The sequence below is a fragment of the Embleya sp. NPDC127516 genome, assembly GCF_044765325.1.
Taxonomy (GTDB): domain Bacteria; phylum Actinomycetota; class Actinomycetes; order Streptomycetales; family Streptomycetaceae; genus Embleya.
The window spans coordinates 525,670-543,927 of record NZ_JBIWJT010000002.1; the positions used below are offsets into that span (position 1 = coordinate 525,670).

Annotated in this window: 17 protein-coding genes and 1 pseudogene; 7 read left to right on the plus strand and 11 right to left on the minus strand. The window is 74.0% G+C overall.

The features are described from left to right. Position 1 precedes the first annotated feature (1 nt). Positions 2-352 carry a cation:proton antiporter gene (locus ACIRL2_RS04850; RefSeq protein WP_395868125.1) on the plus strand — a complete coding sequence of 117 codons (351 nt, stop codon included), beginning with the start codon at positions 2-4 and terminating at the stop codon, positions 350-352. Between the two features lie 92 nt (positions 353-444). Here the strand turns inward: ACIRL2_RS04850 and ACIRL2_RS04855 are convergent, their stop codons facing one another. Beyond that, complete coding sequence (locus tag ACIRL2_RS04855) at positions 445-873, minus strand: type II toxin-antitoxin system PemK/MazF family toxin (RefSeq protein WP_395868123.1); 429 nt, start codon at positions 871-873, stop codon at positions 445-447. A 405-nt stretch (positions 874-1,278) separates the two neighbouring features. On the opposite strand from ACIRL2_RS04855, the gene ACIRL2_RS04860 reads away from it, so the two are divergent. Continuing rightward, positions 1,279-2,058, plus strand: coding sequence for a sirohydrochlorin chelatase (locus tag ACIRL2_RS04860; protein ID WP_402230175.1), 780 nt, complete (start codon positions 1,279-1,281; stop codon positions 2,056-2,058). A gap of 19 nt (positions 2,059-2,077) precedes the next feature. After that, on the plus strand, positions 2,078-2,641 hold the full coding sequence (locus ACIRL2_RS04865) for an urease subunit beta (protein WP_402230177.1): 564 nt from the start codon (positions 2,078-2,080) through the stop codon (positions 2,639-2,641). A gap of 697 nt (positions 2,642-3,338) precedes the next feature. On the opposite strand, the gene ACIRL2_RS04870 is transcribed toward ACIRL2_RS04865, so the two are convergent. Continuing rightward, the gene (locus tag ACIRL2_RS04870) at positions 3,339-4,235 is read right to left on the minus strand and encodes an SCO6745 family protein (protein ID WP_395868117.1); all 897 of its coding nucleotides are present in this window, start codon (positions 4,233-4,235) and stop codon (positions 3,339-3,341) included. A gap of 195 nt (positions 4,236-4,430) precedes the next feature. Here ACIRL2_RS04870 and ACIRL2_RS04875 point away from each other — a divergent pair, with 195 nt between their 5' ends. Then, complete coding sequence (locus tag ACIRL2_RS04875) at positions 4,431-5,009, plus strand: TetR/AcrR family transcriptional regulator (RefSeq protein ID WP_402230180.1); 579 nt, start codon at positions 4,431-4,433, stop codon at positions 5,007-5,009. Between the two features lie 371 nt (positions 5,010-5,380). Further along, a complete protein-coding gene (locus ACIRL2_RS04880; protein ID WP_402230183.1) occupies positions 5,381-6,307 on the plus strand; it encodes a galactosyltransferase-related protein in 927 nt (308 codons plus the stop codon). Between the two features lie 131 nt (positions 6,308-6,438). Here ACIRL2_RS04880 and ACIRL2_RS04885 read toward each other — a convergent pair whose 3' ends face one another. From ACIRL2_RS04885 to ACIRL2_RS04915, 7 genes and pseudogenes are all read right to left on the minus strand, one after another. Continuing rightward, the gene (locus ACIRL2_RS04885) at positions 6,439-6,879 is read right to left on the minus strand and encodes an NUDIX domain-containing protein (RefSeq protein WP_402230186.1); all 441 of its coding nucleotides are present in this window, start codon (positions 6,877-6,879) and stop codon (positions 6,439-6,441) included. Then, entirely contained in the window at positions 6,879-7,583 is a 705-nt protein-coding gene (locus tag ACIRL2_RS04890) for an HAD family hydrolase (protein ID WP_395868109.1), read from the minus strand. Before ACIRL2_RS04890 ends, ACIRL2_RS04885 begins: the two co-directional genes overlap by 1 nt. Before the next feature lie 45 nt (positions 7,584-7,628). After that, the gene (locus tag ACIRL2_RS04895; protein ID WP_402230188.1) at positions 7,629-7,862 is read right to left on the minus strand and encodes a hypothetical protein; all 234 of its coding nucleotides are present in this window, start codon (positions 7,860-7,862) and stop codon (positions 7,629-7,631) included. Between the two features lie 46 nt (positions 7,863-7,908). Then, positions 7,909-8,028 (minus strand): annotated as a pseudogene (locus tag ACIRL2_RS04900) (acyltransferase domain-containing protein); the annotation flags it as partial. Positions 8,029-8,133: 105 nt separating this feature from the next. Then, complete coding sequence (locus tag ACIRL2_RS04905; RefSeq protein WP_402230190.1) at positions 8,134-8,976, minus strand: SWIM zinc finger family protein; 843 nt, start codon at positions 8,974-8,976, stop codon at positions 8,134-8,136. Then, the gene (locus ACIRL2_RS04910; RefSeq protein WP_402230193.1) at positions 8,973-11,636 is read right to left on the minus strand and encodes a DEAD/DEAH box helicase; all 2,664 of its coding nucleotides are present in this window, start codon (positions 11,634-11,636) and stop codon (positions 8,973-8,975) included. Before ACIRL2_RS04910 ends, ACIRL2_RS04905 begins: the two co-directional genes overlap by 4 nt. A gap of 134 nt (positions 11,637-11,770) precedes the next feature. After that, a complete protein-coding gene (locus ACIRL2_RS04915; RefSeq protein WP_395868098.1) occupies positions 11,771-12,640 on the minus strand; it encodes a TetR/AcrR family transcriptional regulator in 870 nt (289 codons plus the stop codon). 210 nt (positions 12,641-12,850) lie between these two features. Between ACIRL2_RS04915 and ACIRL2_RS04920 the strand changes: the two genes are divergently transcribed. Both ACIRL2_RS04920 and ACIRL2_RS04925 read left to right on the plus strand, forming a co-directional pair. After that, positions 12,851-13,873, plus strand: coding sequence for an ATP-binding cassette domain-containing protein (locus ACIRL2_RS04920; protein WP_395868096.1), 1,023 nt, complete (start codon positions 12,851-12,853; stop codon positions 13,871-13,873). Further along, complete coding sequence (locus tag ACIRL2_RS04925; protein ID WP_395868094.1) at positions 13,870-14,664, plus strand: ABC transporter permease; 795 nt, start codon at positions 13,870-13,872, stop codon at positions 14,662-14,664. Before ACIRL2_RS04920 ends, ACIRL2_RS04925 begins: the two co-directional genes overlap by 4 nt. 82 nt (positions 14,665-14,746) lie before the next feature. Here ACIRL2_RS04925 and ACIRL2_RS04930 read toward each other — a convergent pair whose 3' ends face one another. Beyond that, on the minus strand, positions 14,747-16,723 hold the full coding sequence (locus ACIRL2_RS04930; protein WP_402230196.1) for a hypothetical protein: 1,977 nt from the start codon (positions 16,721-16,723) through the stop codon (positions 14,747-14,749). Between the two features lie 105 nt (positions 16,724-16,828). Then, positions 16,829-18,082, minus strand: a complete 1,254-nt coding sequence (locus ACIRL2_RS04935; protein WP_402230199.1) for an SLC13 family permease — start codon at positions 18,080-18,082, stop codon at positions 16,829-16,831. Positions 18,083-18,258: the final 176 nt, after the last annotated feature.

Consider the following 18,258-nt stretch of genomic DNA (forward strand, 5'->3'; position numbering starts at 1 on the left):
CGTGCGGGCCGGCGAATTCGCCGACGGCGCCTCGGCGGTGTGCCTGCTCGCGGGTTGCGCGCTCGCGTTCGTCGCGGGCGTGGGGCTGCTGCGCTTCCCGGACACGTTGTCCAGGATGCACACGGTGGCCAAGCCGCAGGTGCTCGGCCTGCTGCTGGTCACGCTCGGTCTGGGGCTGCGGCTGCGCAGCGGGATCGACATCGGGATGCTGGTGATGGTGGGGTTCTTCCAACTCACCACCGTTCCGGTGGCGACCCATCTGGTGGGGCACGCGGTCTATCGGCTGCCGCAGTTGCCGACCGGGGACCTGGCCGTGGACGAACTCGCGGACGGGGTCGACCCGAAGAGCTGAAGGTCGTCGGCGGGCAGGCGGGCAGGCGGGCAGGCGGGCGGGCGGGCGGGGGGCGGGCGGGGCCGCACGCGGTGGCAGGGCGTGGCGTCTTGTCAGCGGACCCGGTGGGCGCGGCTGATCCGGGACCACACGCGTCGATCGCAGACGCCCGCCGGGCGGCGGAAGGCGTCGTGGCCGATCGTGCGCAGCGGTCCGGTCTCCAGCCAACTGCGGCGCTCCGCGCCCGGATCCCAGGTCTTGGTGGGCATGCGCACATAGCGGTCGCGGGTGCTCTGGTCCCGGCTGGTGATCTTGAGCACGTCGGCGCCGCGCGGTCCCACCCGGACCACCAGGCACGGGCGGTCCTTGGCGGTGTCGCCCTCGTCGAAGGGCACCGAGGCCCACCAGATCTGACCGGGGGCCGGGCGGGACGAGCGGCCGGACGGCACCGGCGGCGGCGGGGTGCGCGGCCGGCGGGTCACGAACCACACGAGAGCGGCCGCGAGGAGGACGACCACGAGTGCCGGGACGAGGAACTTCATGATGCCTGTCTACCCGATCCGCGCCCGACTCCGGGAGGCCGAGGCCCTCGCCGGATGGTCATATTTCACTCCGATGCGCGAGGTTGGCGGGTCGCCCCGGCGGATAGTCGGGACGAGACAACCCTCGACCCAGGCCACCGGGCCTGCGGCTCGCGTACGTCACGGGTCCGCGGGGCAGTCGCATCCGAGGCCCGCGACCGGCGTGCCCGCACGCCGGTCGGTCGGGCCCGCGCCCGGCCGCTCGGGGCCACCGCACGTCCCGGGGCCGAGCCGGCTCTCGGTCGTACCCGCCGCAGAAAGGAATTCACGATGAATCCGGAACCCCGCGAGATCGACGAGCCCAAGGCTTCGGCATCGGCCGGCGCCGGGGCGATGTCCGGCGTCGACCCGATCGGCGGCTGAGTCGTGTCGGAGCGGGTGGCGGTGGTGGCGGTCGGCGGCCACGAGAGTGCGAACGGCGCGGCGCTGCCGGGGCTGTTCGGGCCCGAGGTGACGTCGGTGGCGTGCGGACGGCAACTGCACCGGGCGGTGTGCGCCTTGCTGCGGGGCGGAGCGGAGCGAGTGTGCGTGGTGCCGATCACGTTGGGCCGGGACGCGACGCTGGTCGCGGACACGGCGCGCACCCTGCTCGCGCTGCCGGCGGCGGAGCGGTCCCGGGTGCTGCTGGGCCGGCCGTTCGCCGGTACGGAGCAACTCACCGAGTGGCTGCGCGCGGCCGCCGCGCGAGTGCCGGCGCGGGCCGCACTGCTGATCGCGGCGCCGGCGGGGGAGCCGCACGAGGACGCCGAGTTGTACCGGATCGCGCGCCTGGTGTGGCAACACGGCACGCATCGGATCGTCGAGGTCGCGCTGATCGGCGGTGATCCGGACCTGGGCCGGGCGCTGGAGCGCTGCCGGGTGTTGGGCGCGGTGCGCACCGTCGCGCTGCCCGCGTCCTTCGTGCTGCCGCCCGTTCCGGGCGTGGCACCGCTGCTGTCCGGGCCGGCGGCGGCCGGGGTGCTGGCCGCTCGGGTCGGCCTGGCCGTCGAGCGCTTCCGCGTGCACGGCGACGACGGCCTCGCGGCGACCGGCGCGCACTGGCCCGTGCACGCCCATTCGGACCGGCCGGCGCTCGATCACGCCCATCCGCTCGGCCGGGCGCACGGACGCGAGTTCGTGCACGCGTCCCCCTTCCCCGTCGCCTAGGAGCGTCGATCCCATGGTCATGGCCCGACCACAGCGGTACCTCTACCGCGACGACCCGGCCGCGCCGGCCCCTGACCGGCCCGTGTTGACGGTCTCGGTGCGCAACTCCGGCGCCGGTGTGATCCGGGTCGGATCGCACTACCACTTCGCCGAGATCGACCCGGCGCTCGTGTTCGACCGCGCGGCGACTTTCGGCATACGAGCCAACATCGCGGCGGGTACGTCGATCCGGTTCGAACCGGGCGGCACGCGCGAGGTCGAACTGCGCCCGTTCGCGGGTACGGGCCGCCTGGTGGGCTGCACCGACCTGGCACACGGCCCCGCCGCCGGGCGGCCGGCCCGGCTCAAGGCGACGCTGCGGGCGATCGAACACGGCCTGCGCGAGGCGCACGCGCGGGCGCAGACTGGCGGCACCGACCCCACCGCGCCGCAGCCCGCCGAGGCGGAGCGGCCTGCGGGTTCGGTACCGGCCACCGCCAGGGCCGGCAGACCACCCAACCGGCCGGCCCCACGCAAACCGGGAGCCGGCCCCCCGGCAAAGCCCTCACCCACGACGCGATCCACCCGAAAAGGCACCCGCTGAAGCCGAATCCGGGACGAATGTCGGCCCGGGCCCGGGCTCCGCCTCGGCTCTGGCTCCGCCGTGGCTCCGGCTCCGGCTCCGGCCCGGGTTCCGGCCTCGGTTTCCGGCCTGGGCTCGGCTCGACTTCGGCTCTGCCCCCGACCTGCTCCGTCCCCGACCCGGTTCCGTCCCCCGACCCGGTTCCCTCCCCAGACTTGGCCCCGGCCCGGCTCCGGGTTTGGTTCCAGCCCCGGCCTCGGTTCCAGCCTCGGCTCGGCTCGACTTCGGCTCTGACCCCGACCAGCCCCCGACCTGCTCCGCCCCGACCCGGCTCCGTACCCAGACTTGGCCCCGGCCCGGCTCCGGGCCCGGCTCGGGCTTTGGCTCCGGCCCCGCCTCGGTTTCCGGCCTGGGCCCCGACTTCGGCTCCGACCCGCCTCCTGCCCCGCCCGTGGCTCAGCCCCGACCCCGACCCGACCTGACCCGATTCGGGCCGGGCTCCAGCCTGGGCCCGGGTTCCTGCCCCGGCCTCGCCCCGACTCGGGCCTCGGTTCGGGCCCCGCCGGTGCTTCGCCCCGACCCGGCGCCCGACGCCGCCCCACCGACCCTGTTTCGCCCTCGACCCTCTTCCGGCCCCGACCCCGACCCTGGGTGCGACCTCGGGACCGGTTTCGGGCCGAGTGGGCGCGGCTCGGGCCGGTTTGCCCGGGGCGTTCGGTCAGGTCTGGTGGGGGTAGGTCATTCCGATCCCGAGGGTTGATTGCATCGGGAGCAGGCCCGTGCCGATCGTGTCCATGACCGCGGGCAGGATCAGGTCGGCCAGGTGCGCGGCGCGGGTCGCGCCGATGGCCTGCCAGGGCTGGGCGGCGAGTTCGTCGGTGAGGGCCTCGACGGAGTCGCGGCCGGTCCGGCCCGCCTCGGTCGCGGTGCCGTCGGCGGTGAGCCAGCCCCGGGCGGCGAGGCGCTCACGGGCCGCGTCCCACTCGTCGGTGCTCCACTGTCGGCTTGCGAAGATCTCGGCCGGCGCCGCGCCCGCGGCGCTGTGTGAGACCAGCGCCTCGACGCCGTCCAGACGGTGGGTCACCAGTGCCGCGATGTGGCCGTCGCCCCGGTGCTCGCGCAGCCGGGTGATCGCCTGCCACAACACCAGGTGTGGTTCGCTCGCCCACGGCAGCGCGGCGTGCGCGGCGGCCAGTGGCCGGCCAACGTTGTCGGCCGCCTCGGCCGCTTCCCTGGTCAGTGCGGCGGCCTCGGCGATCTCGGGGGCGTGTACGCGCTCACCGAGCGCCGCCCGCAGCGTCGCGTCGGCCGCGCGCAGCCGGGCCGCGAGCACCGCGGTCGGATCGGCGATCTCCCAGGCCCGGGGGACGTACCGGGCGACCATCGCCGGGCTGAAGCTGTAGAACGTCGAGGTGACCAGTTCGGCGGAGGCGGCGCCCAGCGCCGCCGCGCGCATCGCGAAGTAGGCCGGCCAGCGTTCGTCCACCGCGTACCCGAGGGCCTCGGCCTCCTTGAACATCTCCGGTGAGTAGTAGTTCAGCGCGTGCAACGGCTCCAGGGTCTGCCACATCCGGCGGACCAGTCCGGGGTTCAGGGTTTCGTTCGTCGCGCTCATGTCGGTTCCTCTTCCTGGGACTTGTCTTGCGGATGTGCTTTCCGAGACGCGTCTTCCGGGGCGTGTCTTCCCGGGACTTCGCCGCCGGGTGCGGTCATCGGTCGGATCACCGAGCCGGACCCCGAACTTGTCGATGACAAGATTGCTCTTCTGGCCCAGACTTGTCAATGCCTAGATCCCGAGTAGCATCGATCCATGACCACCGGACGCCCTTACCACCACGGCGATCTGCGCCGCGCCGTGCTCGCCGCCGCGCTGGACGTGGTGGCCTCGGACGGGATCGGCGCGATCAGCCTGCGCGACCTGGCCCGCCGCGCGGGCGTGTCGCACGCCGCCCCCGCGCACCACTTCGGCGACAAGACCGGGCTGCTCACCGCGATCGCGGCCGAGGGCTACGGACTGCTTGCCGACGCGCTCGCCGAGGTGGTTCCCGGCGACCTGGACGCGCTGCGCGAACTGGGCGTGTGCTACGTGTTGTTCGCGCTCGCGCACCCCGCGCACTTCGAGGTGATGAACCGCCCGCACGCGATCGACGGCACCGATCCCGAACTGCTGCGCCAGCGCGCCCGGGCCGGCGCGTCGCTGCGCGGCGGGGTCGCGGGCGTGCCGGCCGAGCGCCGGGGCGATCCGGATCAGGCGGTACTCGCCGCGTGGTCGCTGGCGCACGGATACGCCGCCCTGCACCTGTCCGGGGGGATCCCCGCCGCCGCCGACCCGGGTGCCACGTTCCGGGCCATGGCCGGCATGTTGTTCGCCGGGCCCGTCGAGGGGTGACGGACACCCGCGCCGCGCGCTCCGGCGGACTCGGGCGTCCGCCTCGGCCGCCCGGAAGCGATGATTCCGGGCGCCGGTGTGCACCATGTGTGACCGAAGGACTCTTGACCGTGATGTCGGGGGCCCGGTACACCTGACAGTCGGGTCGAGCACGACCCGCTCGACCTTCTGGAGAAACGCGCCTCGTCGGGCCGGGGGCTTCCCGCGCTTCGACGGCACGTCCCGGTGGATGGTGTGGTTCGCGACCGGGCGTCCCGCGCACGTGAGCCCCGCACACGTGGTGCCGACCGAGGCCCAGCCGCGGTTCACCGCGCCACCGCGGGCATCGAGCGCGAGGGTGCGCGGTGCGACCCGGTGACGGGAGGCCGAGCATGCCGGAAGTGAGCGTGGTGGTTCCGCTGTACGGCGACCACGAGGCGCGCGCGGTGTTCGCGTCGGTCGCGGCGGCCTGGCTGGCGCAGAGCGTGCGCTGCGAGGTCGTGCTGGCGACGGCCGGGGAACCGGCGCCGGCCGTGCCGCCGGACCTGGACGCGTGCCGGCGGGTGCGAGTGGTCCGGGCCCCGGCCACGAACCTGGCCGCCGGGCTGCTGCGCAACGTGGCGGCGGAATGGGCCAGGGCACCCGTGTTGTACCTGACGGACGCCGACGTGGCCCCGCTCGGGCGGGACTTCGTGGCGCGGGCGCTGGAGTTGGCGGCCGGCGGGGCGTTGGCCCAGCCGTGGATGTACCGGCTCGTCGGCGCCGCCGAACTGCCGTCCGGGTGGGCCGCGGTGGACATGGTCCCGGTGGGCCGGGATCCGTTCTGCTTCGTACGGGAGGATCCGGACGGTGTGCTGCGCGGCTTCCCGGACGAGCGCATGGTGTGGGATCCGCCACCGCCCGGCGCGCCCGAGGATGTGCAGGCGATCCCGCGCGTGTTGCCCCCGCCGCGGGCGCGGGCGCCGTACGGGCCCCGAAGCCGGTTGTGGCGCGCGCCGTATCAGTGGGGGGCGATGCTGGTGGACCGCCGTACGTTCGACCTCGTCGGCGGCTATTGCCCGCGCTATGTGGGCTGGGGCAGCGAGGACGACGACCTGCTCGCGAAGGTCGCCGCGCGCACCCGGTTGCGGCGGGGCCGGCAACTCGACCGGTCCTGGAGCTGCCTGCACTTCGAGCACCGCACGCCCTACGACGGGAGCGAGCAACAGGCGGCCAACGAGCGGCTGTTGGCCGTGCGGACCGCAGCGGGGCCGGAGGCGATGATCGAACAGGACCTGGCCGCGCACGCGGACCCGGGCGGCGCGCCGTACGGCCATTGACCCTCGCCGGCCGGGGCGCGGGCGACCGATCGGCCCGCACGATCGGCCGGCGCGGCCTCGGCCACCGCCCGGTCGATCTACCGGCCCCGCCGGGCTCCCGGGTTCCGGTCGGGCCACCGGACCCGGTCGCGCTACCGGGGCCGGTTCAACCAGTCGTGGAACAGGCCGAGGCCCGCCGCGCACTGCGAGTGCAGCGGCGTGGGCAGCGCGTCGGGCGCGAACCACTCCAGCGCGTCGAACTTGTGCGGCTCGCCGATCGCGACCCGCTCCGGGTCGACCGCGACCGCGAACACCACCGCGACCCAGTGCGTCTCCACCGGCTCCCCGCGCAGCACGTTGCGCACCCCGATGGTCTCGATCGACAACGCCTCGGTCGCGTACTCCTCGCGTACCTCTCTGGCCACCGCGCGCTCGAAGGTCTCGCCCCACTCCAGCGCGCCCGCGCCGGTGTCCCACGTGCCCGCCTCGTCCCGGGCCGAGGCCGACCGGCGGGCCAACAACACCCTCCCGGCGCCGTCGTGGCACACGAAGACACAGGACACGGACGGGCCGGCGGGCCGGTCCGCCGCCATCAGAAGTGCTCCAGCAACTGCGGGAACGCGGTCAGCGTCAACACCCGGCTGTCGTTCGGATCCAGCTCGCTCTGCTCCAGGACCCAGGTATGCGCGTTCGGGATGAACACCGCGCCCAGACCCGCGCCCCGAGCGGGCAGAATATCGGATTTGGGGGAATTTCCGATCATCCAGGTCGTCTCCGGCACGAGCCCGTGCGTGCGGGTGAGGTCCAGGTAGGCGTCGACACCCTTCTCCGGCACGATGTGCACGCTGTTGAAGTGGTGGGCCAGCGCGGACGCGTCGATCTTGCGCTGCTGCTCCTCGGTGTCGCCCTTGGTCAGCAGCATCAGGTCGTGGCGCGCGCCGAGGGTGGTGAGCGTCTCGACGACCCCGGGGACCAGTTCCACCCGGTTCTCCACCAGCGCGACGGCGAGTTGCTCGATGTGCCGCAATTCCGCGGCGGTGGCCGGCCGCGCGTGCAGCCGCTCCAGCGCCTCGCCCAGGCTGCGCAGGAACATCTTGCTCCCGTACCCGTGCGTGATCGCGTTCGCGGCCTCGATGTCGTTGAGAATCGCGCGGATCTCGGTCCGGTCCAGGGTGGGGTGGTCCAGCCAGTCCAGCCAGTCCTCGATGACCCGCTCGAACAGGACGTTGTTCTCCCACAACGTGTCGTCGGCGTCGAAGATCAGGACCTGACGCGAGAGGCCCGTCGGTGTGCGCATGGTTCGATTCGTCTCTGTCCGCTCGGCGACACTGCGGCGATCATCCTAGAGCCGGCCCCCGGCATGATCATCGTGTTTTCCGGCCGACGCCGTGCCGCCGCCCCGCAACGCCCGGCGCCCGACCCGGGCAGCCCGACGAGGCAGCCCGGCCGGGCGCCGGCCGCTTATGCGCCACACGCCGATCGCCTGCCTGTGCGGACCGGTGAACAGCGCCGACGTCAACTGTGCCCGGTCGTTGACCCCGACCTTGCGGTGCATCCGCGTCAGGTGTTGCTCCACCGTGCTGACCGTGATGCAGAGCAGCTTGGCTATCTCACTCTTCGTGTGCCCCAGCGCACCAGGTCAGCGCGCCGGCGACACATGCCGCGGCGATCTCCCCCGGGGAGTGGCCCAGGACGGCGGCCGGCCGCACGCCGTGGTCCTGCCACAGCCGGGCGAGGGAGACTGAACCACGATGCGGCTTCTCCGGCACGCCGATGCACGGCATCCGCCCGTCGGGCTCCTCGCTGCGCTCACGCCGCGGAGCCCGACGGGGGATTGAAGACACGCCCTAGTACTGCTCCGCGAGTAGCTCGCGGGCGCGGCGCGCGGCTTCGGCGACGAGCGACTCCAGCGCACCCGCCGGGATCCCGGGCGGCGGCGTGATGCGCGCCGGCGCGACCGGGTCCGGGACCGGCGGCGGATCGGCGGGCAACGGGTCGGCCGGCCGGTACGCCTCCCGGGCGGTCACCCCGGACCCGGGCAGCCCGGGCCCGGTCGTTCCGGCCCCGGGCACCCCGGCCGCCGGGGCACGAACGCGGGTGATCGTGTCCCGCTCGCGCAACCGGTCCAGGAACACGCGTTCGCCCCGCCCGCGGATCAACAGCAGCACGAACGGGTCCGCGTCCAGCAGCCAGGCCGTCTGGTAGCTCAACGCGGCGGCGTGCGTGCAGGGCAACTCCCAGTCGGGACAGTCGCATTCCGGATCCAGATCGCCGATGCCGGGGAGCAGCACGACGTCCGCGTCCTCGGCGGCGCTCACCAGATCGCGCGGCATGTCCCGCTCCACGAGCGCGGCCAGGTGCCCGGCCTTGGCGGCCACCTGGTCGAGGAAGCGATCCCATTGCGCGTCGGTGAACCGTTCGACCCGCACCACGGTCTCGTACGGCGTGCCGTCCGCGTCGTGCACGGTCGCGGCGATCCGGCCCGGGCCGACGGTGATCGGGCCGACCCGGCCCGAGTTGGCGCAGGCCCGGCCCCTGCGCATCGGCTCCTCGGAAAGCGCCGAGTCCTCCAGGGCGTTGGTCCAGGCGCGGCCCCACCAGGTCTGCCCCTTGGCGCCGCGCGACCGGCGGGCGGTGAACGCGGGGAAGACGCGGGCGGGTTCGGCGCTCATCGGGCGCTCATCGGTCATCGGGCGCTCCTCAGCTCGACCAGGTCCGCGAGTTCGGTGTCGGAGAGTTCGGTCAGCGCCGCCTCGCCGCCGGTGAGCACCGACTCGGCCAGCGCGCGCTTGTCGCGCAACATCTCGGCGATCCGGTCCTCGATGGTGCCCTCGGCGATGAACCGGTGCACCTGGACCGGCCGGGTCTGGCCGATCCGGTACGCGCGGTCGGTGGCCTGTTCCTCGACGGCCGGGTTCCACCAGCGGTCGTAGTGCACGACATGGTCGGCGCGGGTGAGGTTGAGCCCGGTGCCGGCCGCCTTGAGCGAGAGCAGGAAGACGGGCACCTCGCCGTCCTGGAAGCGGGCGACCAGGGTGTCCCGGCGGGCGGGCGAAGTGCCGCCGTGCAGAAGCTGGTTGCCGATGCCCCGGGCGTCGAGGTGGCGGGCGAGCAGTCTGGCCATGGTGACGTACTGGGTGAAGACCAGGACCGCGCCGTCCTCGGCGAGGATGGTGTCCAGGAGTTCGTCGAGCAGTTCGAGCTTGCCGGAGCGACCGTCCAGGCGGGGTGCGCTCTCCTTGAGGTACTGCGCGGGGTGGTTGCAGATCTGCTTGAGCCCGGTGAGCAGGCCGACGATCCGCCCGCGCCGGGCCATGCCCTTGCTGTCCCGCAGCTCGGCCATCGCCTCGCGCACCGCCGCCTCGTACAGCCCGGCCTGCTCGCGGGTGAGCGACACGGGCTGATCGGTCTCGGTCTTGGCGGGCAGCTCCGGGGCGATGCCCGGATCGGACTTGCGGCGGCGGAGCAGGAACGGCGCGATCAGCCGGCCCAGTCGCTCCGCCGTGGGGCCGTCCCGATCGGCCTCCACCGGCTTGACCCAACGGCGGCGGAACGCGGCGAGGTTGCCGAGCAGGCCCGGGGTGGTCCAGTCGAGGATGGCCCACAGCTCGGACAGCCGGTTCTCCACCGGGGTGCCGGTGAGCGCGACCCTGGCCCGGGCCGGAATCGCGCGCAGCGCCTTGGCGGTGCCGGAGCTGTGGTTCTTGACGTGCTGAGCCTCGTCCGCGACCACCAGGTCCCACGGCACGGCGGCCAGGCGGGCGCGATCCAGGCGCATCGTGCCGTACGTGGTGAGCACGAAGCCGTCGCCGAGGTCGTCGAGGGTGCGGGTGGCGCCGTGGAAGCGGCGCACCGGGGTACCCGGCGCGAAGCGCTCGATCTCCCGCTCCCAGTTGCCGAGCAGCGAGGCCGGGCAGACCACGAGGGTCGGCGCGGCCTCGGCCGGGTCGCTGCACACGGTCCGGCGGTGCAGGTGCAGCGCGATCAGGGTGACGGTCTTGCCCAGGCCCATGTCGTCGGCCAGGCAGCCGCCCAGGCCCAGCGAGGTCATGCGATCCAGCCAGCGCAGGCCGCGCAGTTGGTAGTCGCGCAGGGTCGCGGCAAGCGCCTCGGGCGCGGCGATCGGCTCGCCGCCGGCGTCCGGATCGGCGATCCGCGCGCGCAGGTCGTCCAGCCACGTCGAGGTGCCCACCTCGATCCGCTTGCCGGCCACCTCGGTGCCGCCGGTCAGGGCCGCGTTCAGCGCCTCGATCGGGGTGAGCGGTTTGATCGAGCGGTTGCGGGCCTTGGCGGCCAGGGCGGGGTCGACCAGCACCCACTGATCGCGCAGACGGACCACGGGTCGGTGCGATTCGGCCAGCGCGTCCATCTCGGCTGCGGTCAACGGGTGCTCACCGAGCGCGAGTTGCCAGTCGAAGCCGAGCGGGGTGTCGCCGCCGAGGAAGGCGCGCAGATCACCGGGCGCCCGGTCGCGGGCGCCGACCACGGCCTTGGCGGTGAGGTCGCGGACGAGATCGCGCGGCCAGTGCACCTCGACACCGGCGGCGGCCAGCCGGGCGGTCGCGGCGCCGAGCAGCGCGCCGAGGTCGTCGTCGCCGACCACCACGCGGTCCGGCACGCCGGCGTTCAGCAGTGGTTCCAGGGCGGGCCACACCCGGGCGGCCCGGCGCAGCGCGAGCAGTACGTCCAGCCGGGCGCGTTCGCCGAAGCGCGGGTCGGTGCCGGTCCACAGGGTGTCCGCGTCGATCACCGCGGTCGGGTCGGCGAGCGAGTGCACCTGGACCACGGCCCGGAACGGCGCGTGTTCGACGTCGTACGTCTCCAGCCGCAGCGAGATCCGCACGCCGGTGTCGATCCCGGCGGCGACCCGGTCCGACCACGGGCGCAACTCGGGCAACCGGCGCGGAGCGGCGGCGGCGAACGCGGAGGCGTCGTCGGCGGACGCGGTGGAGTCGCCGACACGCGACGTCGCGGCGGTGCGCGGCATGGTGTCGGCGACCGCGTCCAGGAAGGCGCGGACCAGCGGCGCGGCCTCCGGGAGCAGCACGCCGCCCGGCGTCGGGATCGCCCGCGCCTCGCCGGGCATCGCGTCGGCGAGCGCTCGCACCCGCTCCACGTCGGCGGCGTCCAGCGGCCCGGCCCGCCACGCGTCGTGGTCGCCGGGGGAGAGGCCGGGCAACATCCGGCCGCGCGCGACCAGTTGCAGCGCGAGCACGGTGGCCGCGCCCCAGAACGCGGCGGCCGGGTGGGCGTCCGGGGCCCGGCGGGCCCGGGAGAGCAGCCGGACCGCGTCGGTGACCGGCACGCGCACGGCGGGATGGGTGTGCTCGATGCCGTCGGCGTCGAGCACGGTGACGGTGTCGGTGCCGGTCGGGTGCGGCCAGAAGGCGACGGTGCCGGCGCGGGGCGGATCGGCCGGCGCGAAGGTGGCGGCGCGTCGGATCAGGTCGGGCGGGGCGTGGGTGACGCGGGTGGCGATGTTCGTTACTCCTGTGTCGCGGGGGGTTCGGTGTGCCGGGCGGATTCCCCGGCCTCGGCGGGCTCGGCGTGCCGGGCGGGTTCGGGGGACTCCGCAGGCCGGGCGGGGTCCGCGGACTTCGCGGGCTCGCGGGAGCGGATCAGCGTCTCGATGCCGTCCAGGACCAGGCGCAGGCCGAACTCGAAGCTCGCCTCGGGCGGCTCCTCGTAGGTGCCGGCGGCCCAGACCCGGGTGAGGGTGGGGAAACGGGCGGGCTGGATCAGGCGTTCCAGGTAGGGCGTGCTCTCCGTCCACCAGTCCTCGTAGCCCACGCCGCTGTTCGCCGCGTCCCGGTTGACGTCGACGGCGACCTGGGTGACCCCGCGGACGTACGCGTCCACGAGTCCGACCACGTGTGCCATCTCGGCCTCGGTCAGCCCGAGGTCGGCGACGGTGCGCAGCGCCACCTCGGCCCGGGCGGTGATCCTGGGGCCCATCAACAGCAGTCCGGGACCCCACAGTTGCACCACCCACGGGTGCCGTTGGGCGAGCGCGTGGTCGGCGCGCGCCTGCCGCTCCAGCGCCGTGCGCCAGCCGAGCCCGATGGGGTCGGGCAGCTCGCTCTCGCCGAGCACGGTGTCGAACATGACGTGCAGCAGCTCGGCCTTGCCCGGCACGTAGGTGTACAGCGACATGGTGCCGACCCCCAGGCGCTCGGCGACCGCGCGCATGGACAGCGCGCCGAGCCCGTCGGTGTCGGCGATCGCGATGGCCGCGAGCACGATGCGGTCCACGGTCAGTCCCTGTTTGGGACCCCTGGTCGGCCCCTCGCCGGTGCGCCACAACAACGCGAGCGTCCGCGCGGGATCGGCGCGCCCACTCTTTTCTCGTGCCACGTGCGTGCCTCTCTCGGGAAACTCCGTATGGCGTACGGTACGTCATCCGGAATTGATCGACAAGTGCCGTGGATTCGATCGGGAGCACGCTTGCGCGACAACTCCGTATGTCGTACGGTACTGCGTACGGAGCAACTTCGTACGTTGTACAGAGTTGGCTTTCGAGGGCATGACCCGAGAGCGCGACAAGCCGAACAAGAAGGGGTGTACATGCCACTGGCGATCTCCGCCGAGGGTGTGACCAAGACCTACGGCGCCGAGCGGGCGTTGGACGGGTTCGATCTGGAGGTGCCGGTCGGAACGGTGCACGGGCTGCTCGGACCCAACGGGGCGGGCAAGACCACGGCGGTGCGGATCCTGACCACACTGCTGGCGTCGGACGGCGGGCGGGCCGAGGTGGCCGGGCTCGACGTGACGCGGGACGCGGCGAGGGTACGGGCCCGGATCGGGCTGCTCGGGCAGCACGTCGCACTGGACGAGATGCTCGGCGGGCGGCAGAACCTGGAGATGTTCGGCCGGCTGCACCACCTGGGTGCCCGCAAGGCCCGGATCCGGGCCGGCGAGCTGCTGGAGCGGTTCGCGCTGACCGACGTCGCCACGCGGGCGGTGACCACGTACTCGGGCGGCATGCGGCGCCGGCTGGACCTGGCCGCGTCGCTGATCCTGGCGCCCGACGTGCTGTTCCTGGACGAGCCGACCACCGGGCTCGACCCGCGCGGGCGCACCGAGGTGTGGGACGCGGTGCGCGAACTGGTGGCGGGCGGCACCAGCGTGCTGCTGACCACGCAGTACCTGGAGGAGGCGGACATGCTCGCGGACGCGATCTCGGTGGTCGACCACGGCCGGGTGATCGCCCGGGGCACACCCACCGAGCTCAAGTCCCGGCTCGGCGGCGACCGGATCGACGTGGTGGTCCGCGACCCGCTCGACCTGGGCGCGGCGGCCGCGATCCTGACCGACGTGGGCGCCGGCAATCCGGAGATCCACCACGACCAGCGGCGGGTGGGCATCGCGGTCTCCGACCGGGTGGCCGCGCTGACCGGCACGGTGCGGGCGCTGCACGACGCGGGCATCGAGGCCGAGGACATCGCGCTGCGCCGACCCACGCTGGACGAGGTCTTCCTGACCATCACCGGAGTGCGTCGGGACGAGAAACCGGACGACCGCGCGGGCGGACCGCCTCGCGCGGCGGGCAAACCCGGCACGGGCGACAAGGCGGAGGTGGCCGGATGAGTACCGCACTGCGCTGGGCCGTGCTGGACACCTGGACGCTGACCCGGCGCGCGTTCGCGCACTGGGCCCGCCAACCCGCGCCGGTACTGGTCGGGTTGCTGTTCCCGGTGCTGATGGTGCTGATGTTCGGCTACCTGTTCGGCGGCGGAATGGACGTGCCGGGTGGCGGCGACTACCGCGAGTTCCTGATGCCGGGGATGTTCGCGATGACGATGGTCTTCGGCATCGAGTCCACCTTCACGGCGGTCGCCGGCGACGCCTCGCGCGGGGTGACCGACCGATTCCGGTCGATGCCGATGTCCCGCTCGGCGGTGGTCGGCGGTCGGGTGCTCGCCGACATGCTGCACGCCGCCGTCGGACTGCTCGTGCTGATCGGCTGCGGGCTCGCGGTGGGCTGGCGCTGGCACGAGGGACCGGGACGGGCGGCGCTCGCCGTCGCGCTGCTGCTGGCGCTGCGGCTGGCGGTGTTGTGGATGGGCATCTACCTGGCGCTGCGCGCGAAGGGGCCGGAGTCGGTCGCGGCCCTGCAGATCCTGGTCTGGCCGCTGGGCTTCTTGTCCAACGTGTTCGTGGCGCCGCAGACGATGCCCGGCTGGCTGGGCACGATCGCCGAGTGGAATCCGCTGTCCGCGAGCGCGGGCGCCGGCCGCGAGTTGTTCGGGAACCCCGGCTGGGCCGGCGGCTCCTGGATCGCCGACCACGCGGTCCTGATGGCCTTCGTCTGGCCGCTGGTGCTCATCGCGATCTTCGCGCCGTTGTCGGTACGGCGCTATCGCGGACTCGGGCGGTAGGGCTGCCCCGTCCCGGCACCGGGTCGGCGTCCGGCCGCTCGCGAACCCGCGAGCGGCCGGACGCGCCATCCACGGACCGCGATCAGGCGGGCCCCTCGCCACGCTCGACCAGATCCCAGGCGTGGGCGAACAGTTCGGGCAGGGTCAGGCGCCAGACCTGGTCCTCCCACACCCGTTTGCCGATCAAGTGCACACCCAGCAGATTCGCCTTCCACACCTCGATCGGCCACAGCGGCTTGCGGGCCTCGGCCCAGTCGCCCGGCAGGAAGACCCCACGACCGGCGCGCGCCCGCTTGTCCGCGACCACCACGCCGGCCGTCACCAACGCCGCCGCGGCCTGCCGGTGGCGGGCGGCGTTCCAGCCGTTCCACAGCCGGACCCGTCGATCGCTCGGGCGCGCGATCGCGAGCAGTTGCAGGTACAGCGCGGCGGCGTCGGCGTCCACGCCGAGTGCCTTCTCGACCCGTGCGACCGTCTCCGGCGCGCTCAGCGCCGGATTGCCCTCGTACCCGCCGACCGGCAGCGCGTCGCCGGCCACCCGATCCACCACCCGCGCGCACCAGTCCCCGCGCAGCATGTCGACGGCGTCGCGCACCGGTGCGCCACCGGAGGCGACCCGCCGCAGCAGGTTCGAACGCTCGTCGTCACCGTAGAGCGCGGGCCGGAAGTACAGCCGTACGAACGGATCGGGGGCGCGTTCGGTGGGTGTGGCGAGGGTGGCGATGGTCAGGCCGTCGTCGAAGTTCGCCGACGTCAGCGGGAGCGGTCCGGCATGCGGGCGATCGCCGAACAGCGCCCGCAGGCGGTCGGCGCCCTCGTTGGAGCGCGCGGTGTAGCCGGCGTTCAGCAGCAGTCCCGGATGATCGAGCCGGGCGCGCACGGCGGCCACCACGGCGGGCAGCCCGGCGCGGACCGGATCCCCGGCGGGCAACTCGGCGTAGACGGTCGGCAGCGCGACATCGAGCGCCATCAAAAACTCCGCGAACCAGCGCTCGCCCTGCCCTTCGCTGGTGCTGTACGTCCCATGGGTGCCCTCCACCAACCACGAGTCGTGGTTCCGGCTGGTCAGCGGGTGTGTCTCGGGGGCCAGGAAGGCGGCGCACACGTGCGCGGCCGGGGTGTGCAGGGTGACGCGACCGAGCTCGGCGAGCACGGCGAGGGTCTCCTCCGGCACCGGCCGCGCCCGCCCGAACCGCTCCCGCCACGCGGCGGCGATCCCGGCCGCGAGCGCACCCGGGACGGCGTCCTCCCACAGATCGGCCGGATCCTCGGGCAACACGCGCGCGAACAGCTCCAGCCGCTCGAGTTCGGTCAGCCGGCCCAACTCGTCGTAACCGGCGTCGGCTTCGGCCGTGCTCAGCCCGAGCAGGCGGCGCTGGTCGGGATTCAGCGGCGGCAGCGTGCGGATCCCGCCGGCATCGCCGGTCAGCAGCAGCACCGCCGCCGCCCGGGACACGCCCGTCTCCTCGGCGAGCAGTCGCGCCGCCGCCGGATCCCAGGCGATCGGCCCGCGTTCGCGCACCAGCGCGACCAGGCGGCGCAGTTGCCGCGCGTCGCCCCAGCCGTGGGCGACCTCGACCCAGTCGGTCGGCTCGCCGAACACGGGCGGATCGGCGTCCCCGGCCCGCACCTGGAGCACGCCGCAACGGCCGTCACGCGGCCACGTCGTGGCGATCGTGGCCCCTCGCTCGTCGCGCACGGCCTTGGCGTCGGCGCGCGCGGAACCCACGCGTATCCGGGTCGTCGGGTCGGCCAGCGGCGTGCCCGCCCAGTTCTCCAGGAACCCCAGCAGGGCCTCGCGCTGCTGCGCCGAGGTGGTCGGGGCCGCGGCGCGCAGCGCGATCGCGCCGATCCGGCCGATCAGCGGCGGCCAGGACCCGTCGCCGATGATCCCCGGGCCGTCCTCCTCGGCCGGCGGATCCCACGTGCCGGCGAGATAGCCGCCGACCCGCTCGACGCCCGCCAACACATTCCAACTCCACATCCCCAGACCGGTGACCAGCCCCGACAATGCCGGGGAGAGCCACTGATCACGAGGATCAACCGTCGTAGGTGCCATGCCGACATCCCTATCGCGTCGCGCCGACGCGGCCGGCGGCGCCCCACTCCCACGCGTTGCCACGGCTCACGACACCGGCGAGACCGGCGACGCCGACGACGACGCTCACAACACCAGCCACAACGCGGTCGTCGACGCGACCAGCCCCAGCGGCACGGTCAGCAGCCCCAGCCGAGTGAAGGCCGCCAGGTCGGCGTCCGTGTCGTGCTCGCGCAACACCCGCCGCCACAACAGCGTCGCCAGCGACCCGACGTAGGTCAGGTTCGGGCCGAGGTTCACCCCGATCAGCACGGCGAGCACCGGCCCCGGACCCGCGCCGGTGCTCGCGGTGAGCGGCAACAGTGCGAGTACGGCCGGCAGGTTGTTGATCAGGTTCGCCAGACCGGCCGCGACGGCGGCGATCGCGAGCAGGGCCGGCCACGAGGACCCGGCCGGCAACACGTGGGCGAGCGCGTCGCCGAGCCCGTTGTCGACCACGGCGGTGACCACGACCCCCAGCGCGAGCACGAACAGGCAGAACAGCGGATCGGCCGCGCCGAGCAGGCCGCGCACCGTGGTGTGCCGGCGGCGCAGCGCGCGCACGCCGAGCACCAGCACACCGCCGAGCGCGGCCCACACCGGTTCGAGTCCGGCGAGCGAGGTGACCGCGAACCCGGCCAGCGTGCAGGCCAGGACGACCAGCACGAAGATCGGCACCCCGGTGGTCGGCGTCGCCGTCGGCGGGGTGAGCGGCGCGGCCAGGTCGGTGCGGAAGAAGCGGCGGAACACCACGTACTCGACCACGATCGCCACCAGCCACGGCAGCGCCATCAGCAGCGCGAAGCGCCCGAAGGACAGGCCGCTGACGGTGAACGCGAGCAGGTTGGTCAGATTCGACACCGGCAGCAACAGCGAGGCGGAGTTGGCCAGATGCGCACACGCGTACGCGTGCGGGCGGGCGCGGGCACCGACCCGCGCCGCCGTGGCGAACACCACCGGCGTCAGCAGTACGACGGTCGCGTCCAGGCTCAGCACGGCGGTCACCACGGCGGCGACCACGAACACCCCGGACAACAGCCGACCCGGCCGGCGCCGACACAACCGGGCCACCGCGTTCCCGGCCGCGACGAACAGGCCCTCGTCCGCGCACAGCTTGGCCAGCACCAGCACGGCGGCCAGGAACGCGACCACCGGCGACAACGTGCGCACCTGCTCCCGGGCCGCGTCGAAGGACACCGCCCCGGCGGCCACCACCAGGACCGCCGCCGGCACCGCGGCGACCGCCTCGGGCCATCCGCGCGGCCGGGCCACGGCGAACGCGAGCACCGCGGCCAGCAGCATGACGGACAACGTCTCGGCGGCGGCGGTACCCACGGTCATCTCCCCGGCGAAGGTCGGACGGTGCCGATCGACCGACCGGGTCGACGAGCGGCCCACCACCCTGCCGGCCGCCCTTTTCCGGCTCGACGGCGGGCCCGGGGTCGGGTATCCCGGGCCCGGAGTCGGGTTCCTCCGGCTCGGGGCCGCGCCGCCCGGCCCGCAGCCGGGTTCGTCCG

What these genes read in the sequence shown, in the direction of transcription:
- ACIRL2_RS04930 (WP_402230196.1), bottom strand. Translation starts at nt 16,723, where the DNA reads ATGGCACCTACGACGGTTGATCCTCGTGATCAGTGGCTCTCCCCGGCA.
- ACIRL2_RS04870 (WP_395868117.1), bottom strand. Translation starts at nt 4,235, where the DNA reads ATGAGCGCGACGAACGAAACCCTGAACCCCGGACTGGTCCGCCGGATG.
- ACIRL2_RS04875 (WP_402230180.1), top strand. Translation starts at nt 4,431, where the DNA reads ATGACCACCGGACGCCCTTACCACCACGGCGATCTGCGCCGCGCCGTG.
- ACIRL2_RS04925 (WP_395868094.1), top strand. Translation starts at nt 13,870, where the DNA reads ATGAGTACCGCACTGCGCTGGGCCGTGCTGGACACCTGGACGCTGACC.
- ACIRL2_RS04855 (WP_395868123.1), bottom strand. Translation starts at nt 873, where the DNA reads ATGAAGTTCCTCGTCCCGGCACTCGTGGTCGTCCTCCTCGCGGCCGCT.
- ACIRL2_RS04880 (WP_402230183.1), top strand. Translation starts at nt 5,381, where the DNA reads ATGCCGGAAGTGAGCGTGGTGGTTCCGCTGTACGGCGACCACGAGGCG.
- ACIRL2_RS04935 (WP_402230199.1), bottom strand. Translation starts at nt 18,082, where the DNA reads ATGACCGTGGGTACCGCCGCCGCCGAGACGTTGTCCGTCATGCTGCTG.
- ACIRL2_RS04885 (WP_402230186.1), bottom strand. Translation starts at nt 6,879, where the DNA reads ATGGCGGCGGACCGGCCCGCCGGCCCGTCCGTGTCCTGTGTCTTCGTG.
- ACIRL2_RS04905 (WP_402230190.1), bottom strand. Translation starts at nt 8,976, where the DNA reads ATGACCGATGAGCGCCCGATGAGCGCCGAACCCGCCCGCGTCTTCCCC.
- ACIRL2_RS04920 (WP_395868096.1), top strand. Translation starts at nt 12,851, where the DNA reads ATGCCACTGGCGATCTCCGCCGAGGGTGTGACCAAGACCTACGGCGCC.
- ACIRL2_RS04865 (WP_402230177.1), top strand. Translation starts at nt 2,078, where the DNA reads ATGGCCCGACCACAGCGGTACCTCTACCGCGACGACCCGGCCGCGCCG.
- ACIRL2_RS04890 (WP_395868109.1), bottom strand. Translation starts at nt 7,583, where the DNA reads ATGCGCACACCGACGGGCCTCTCGCGTCAGGTCCTGATCTTCGACGCC.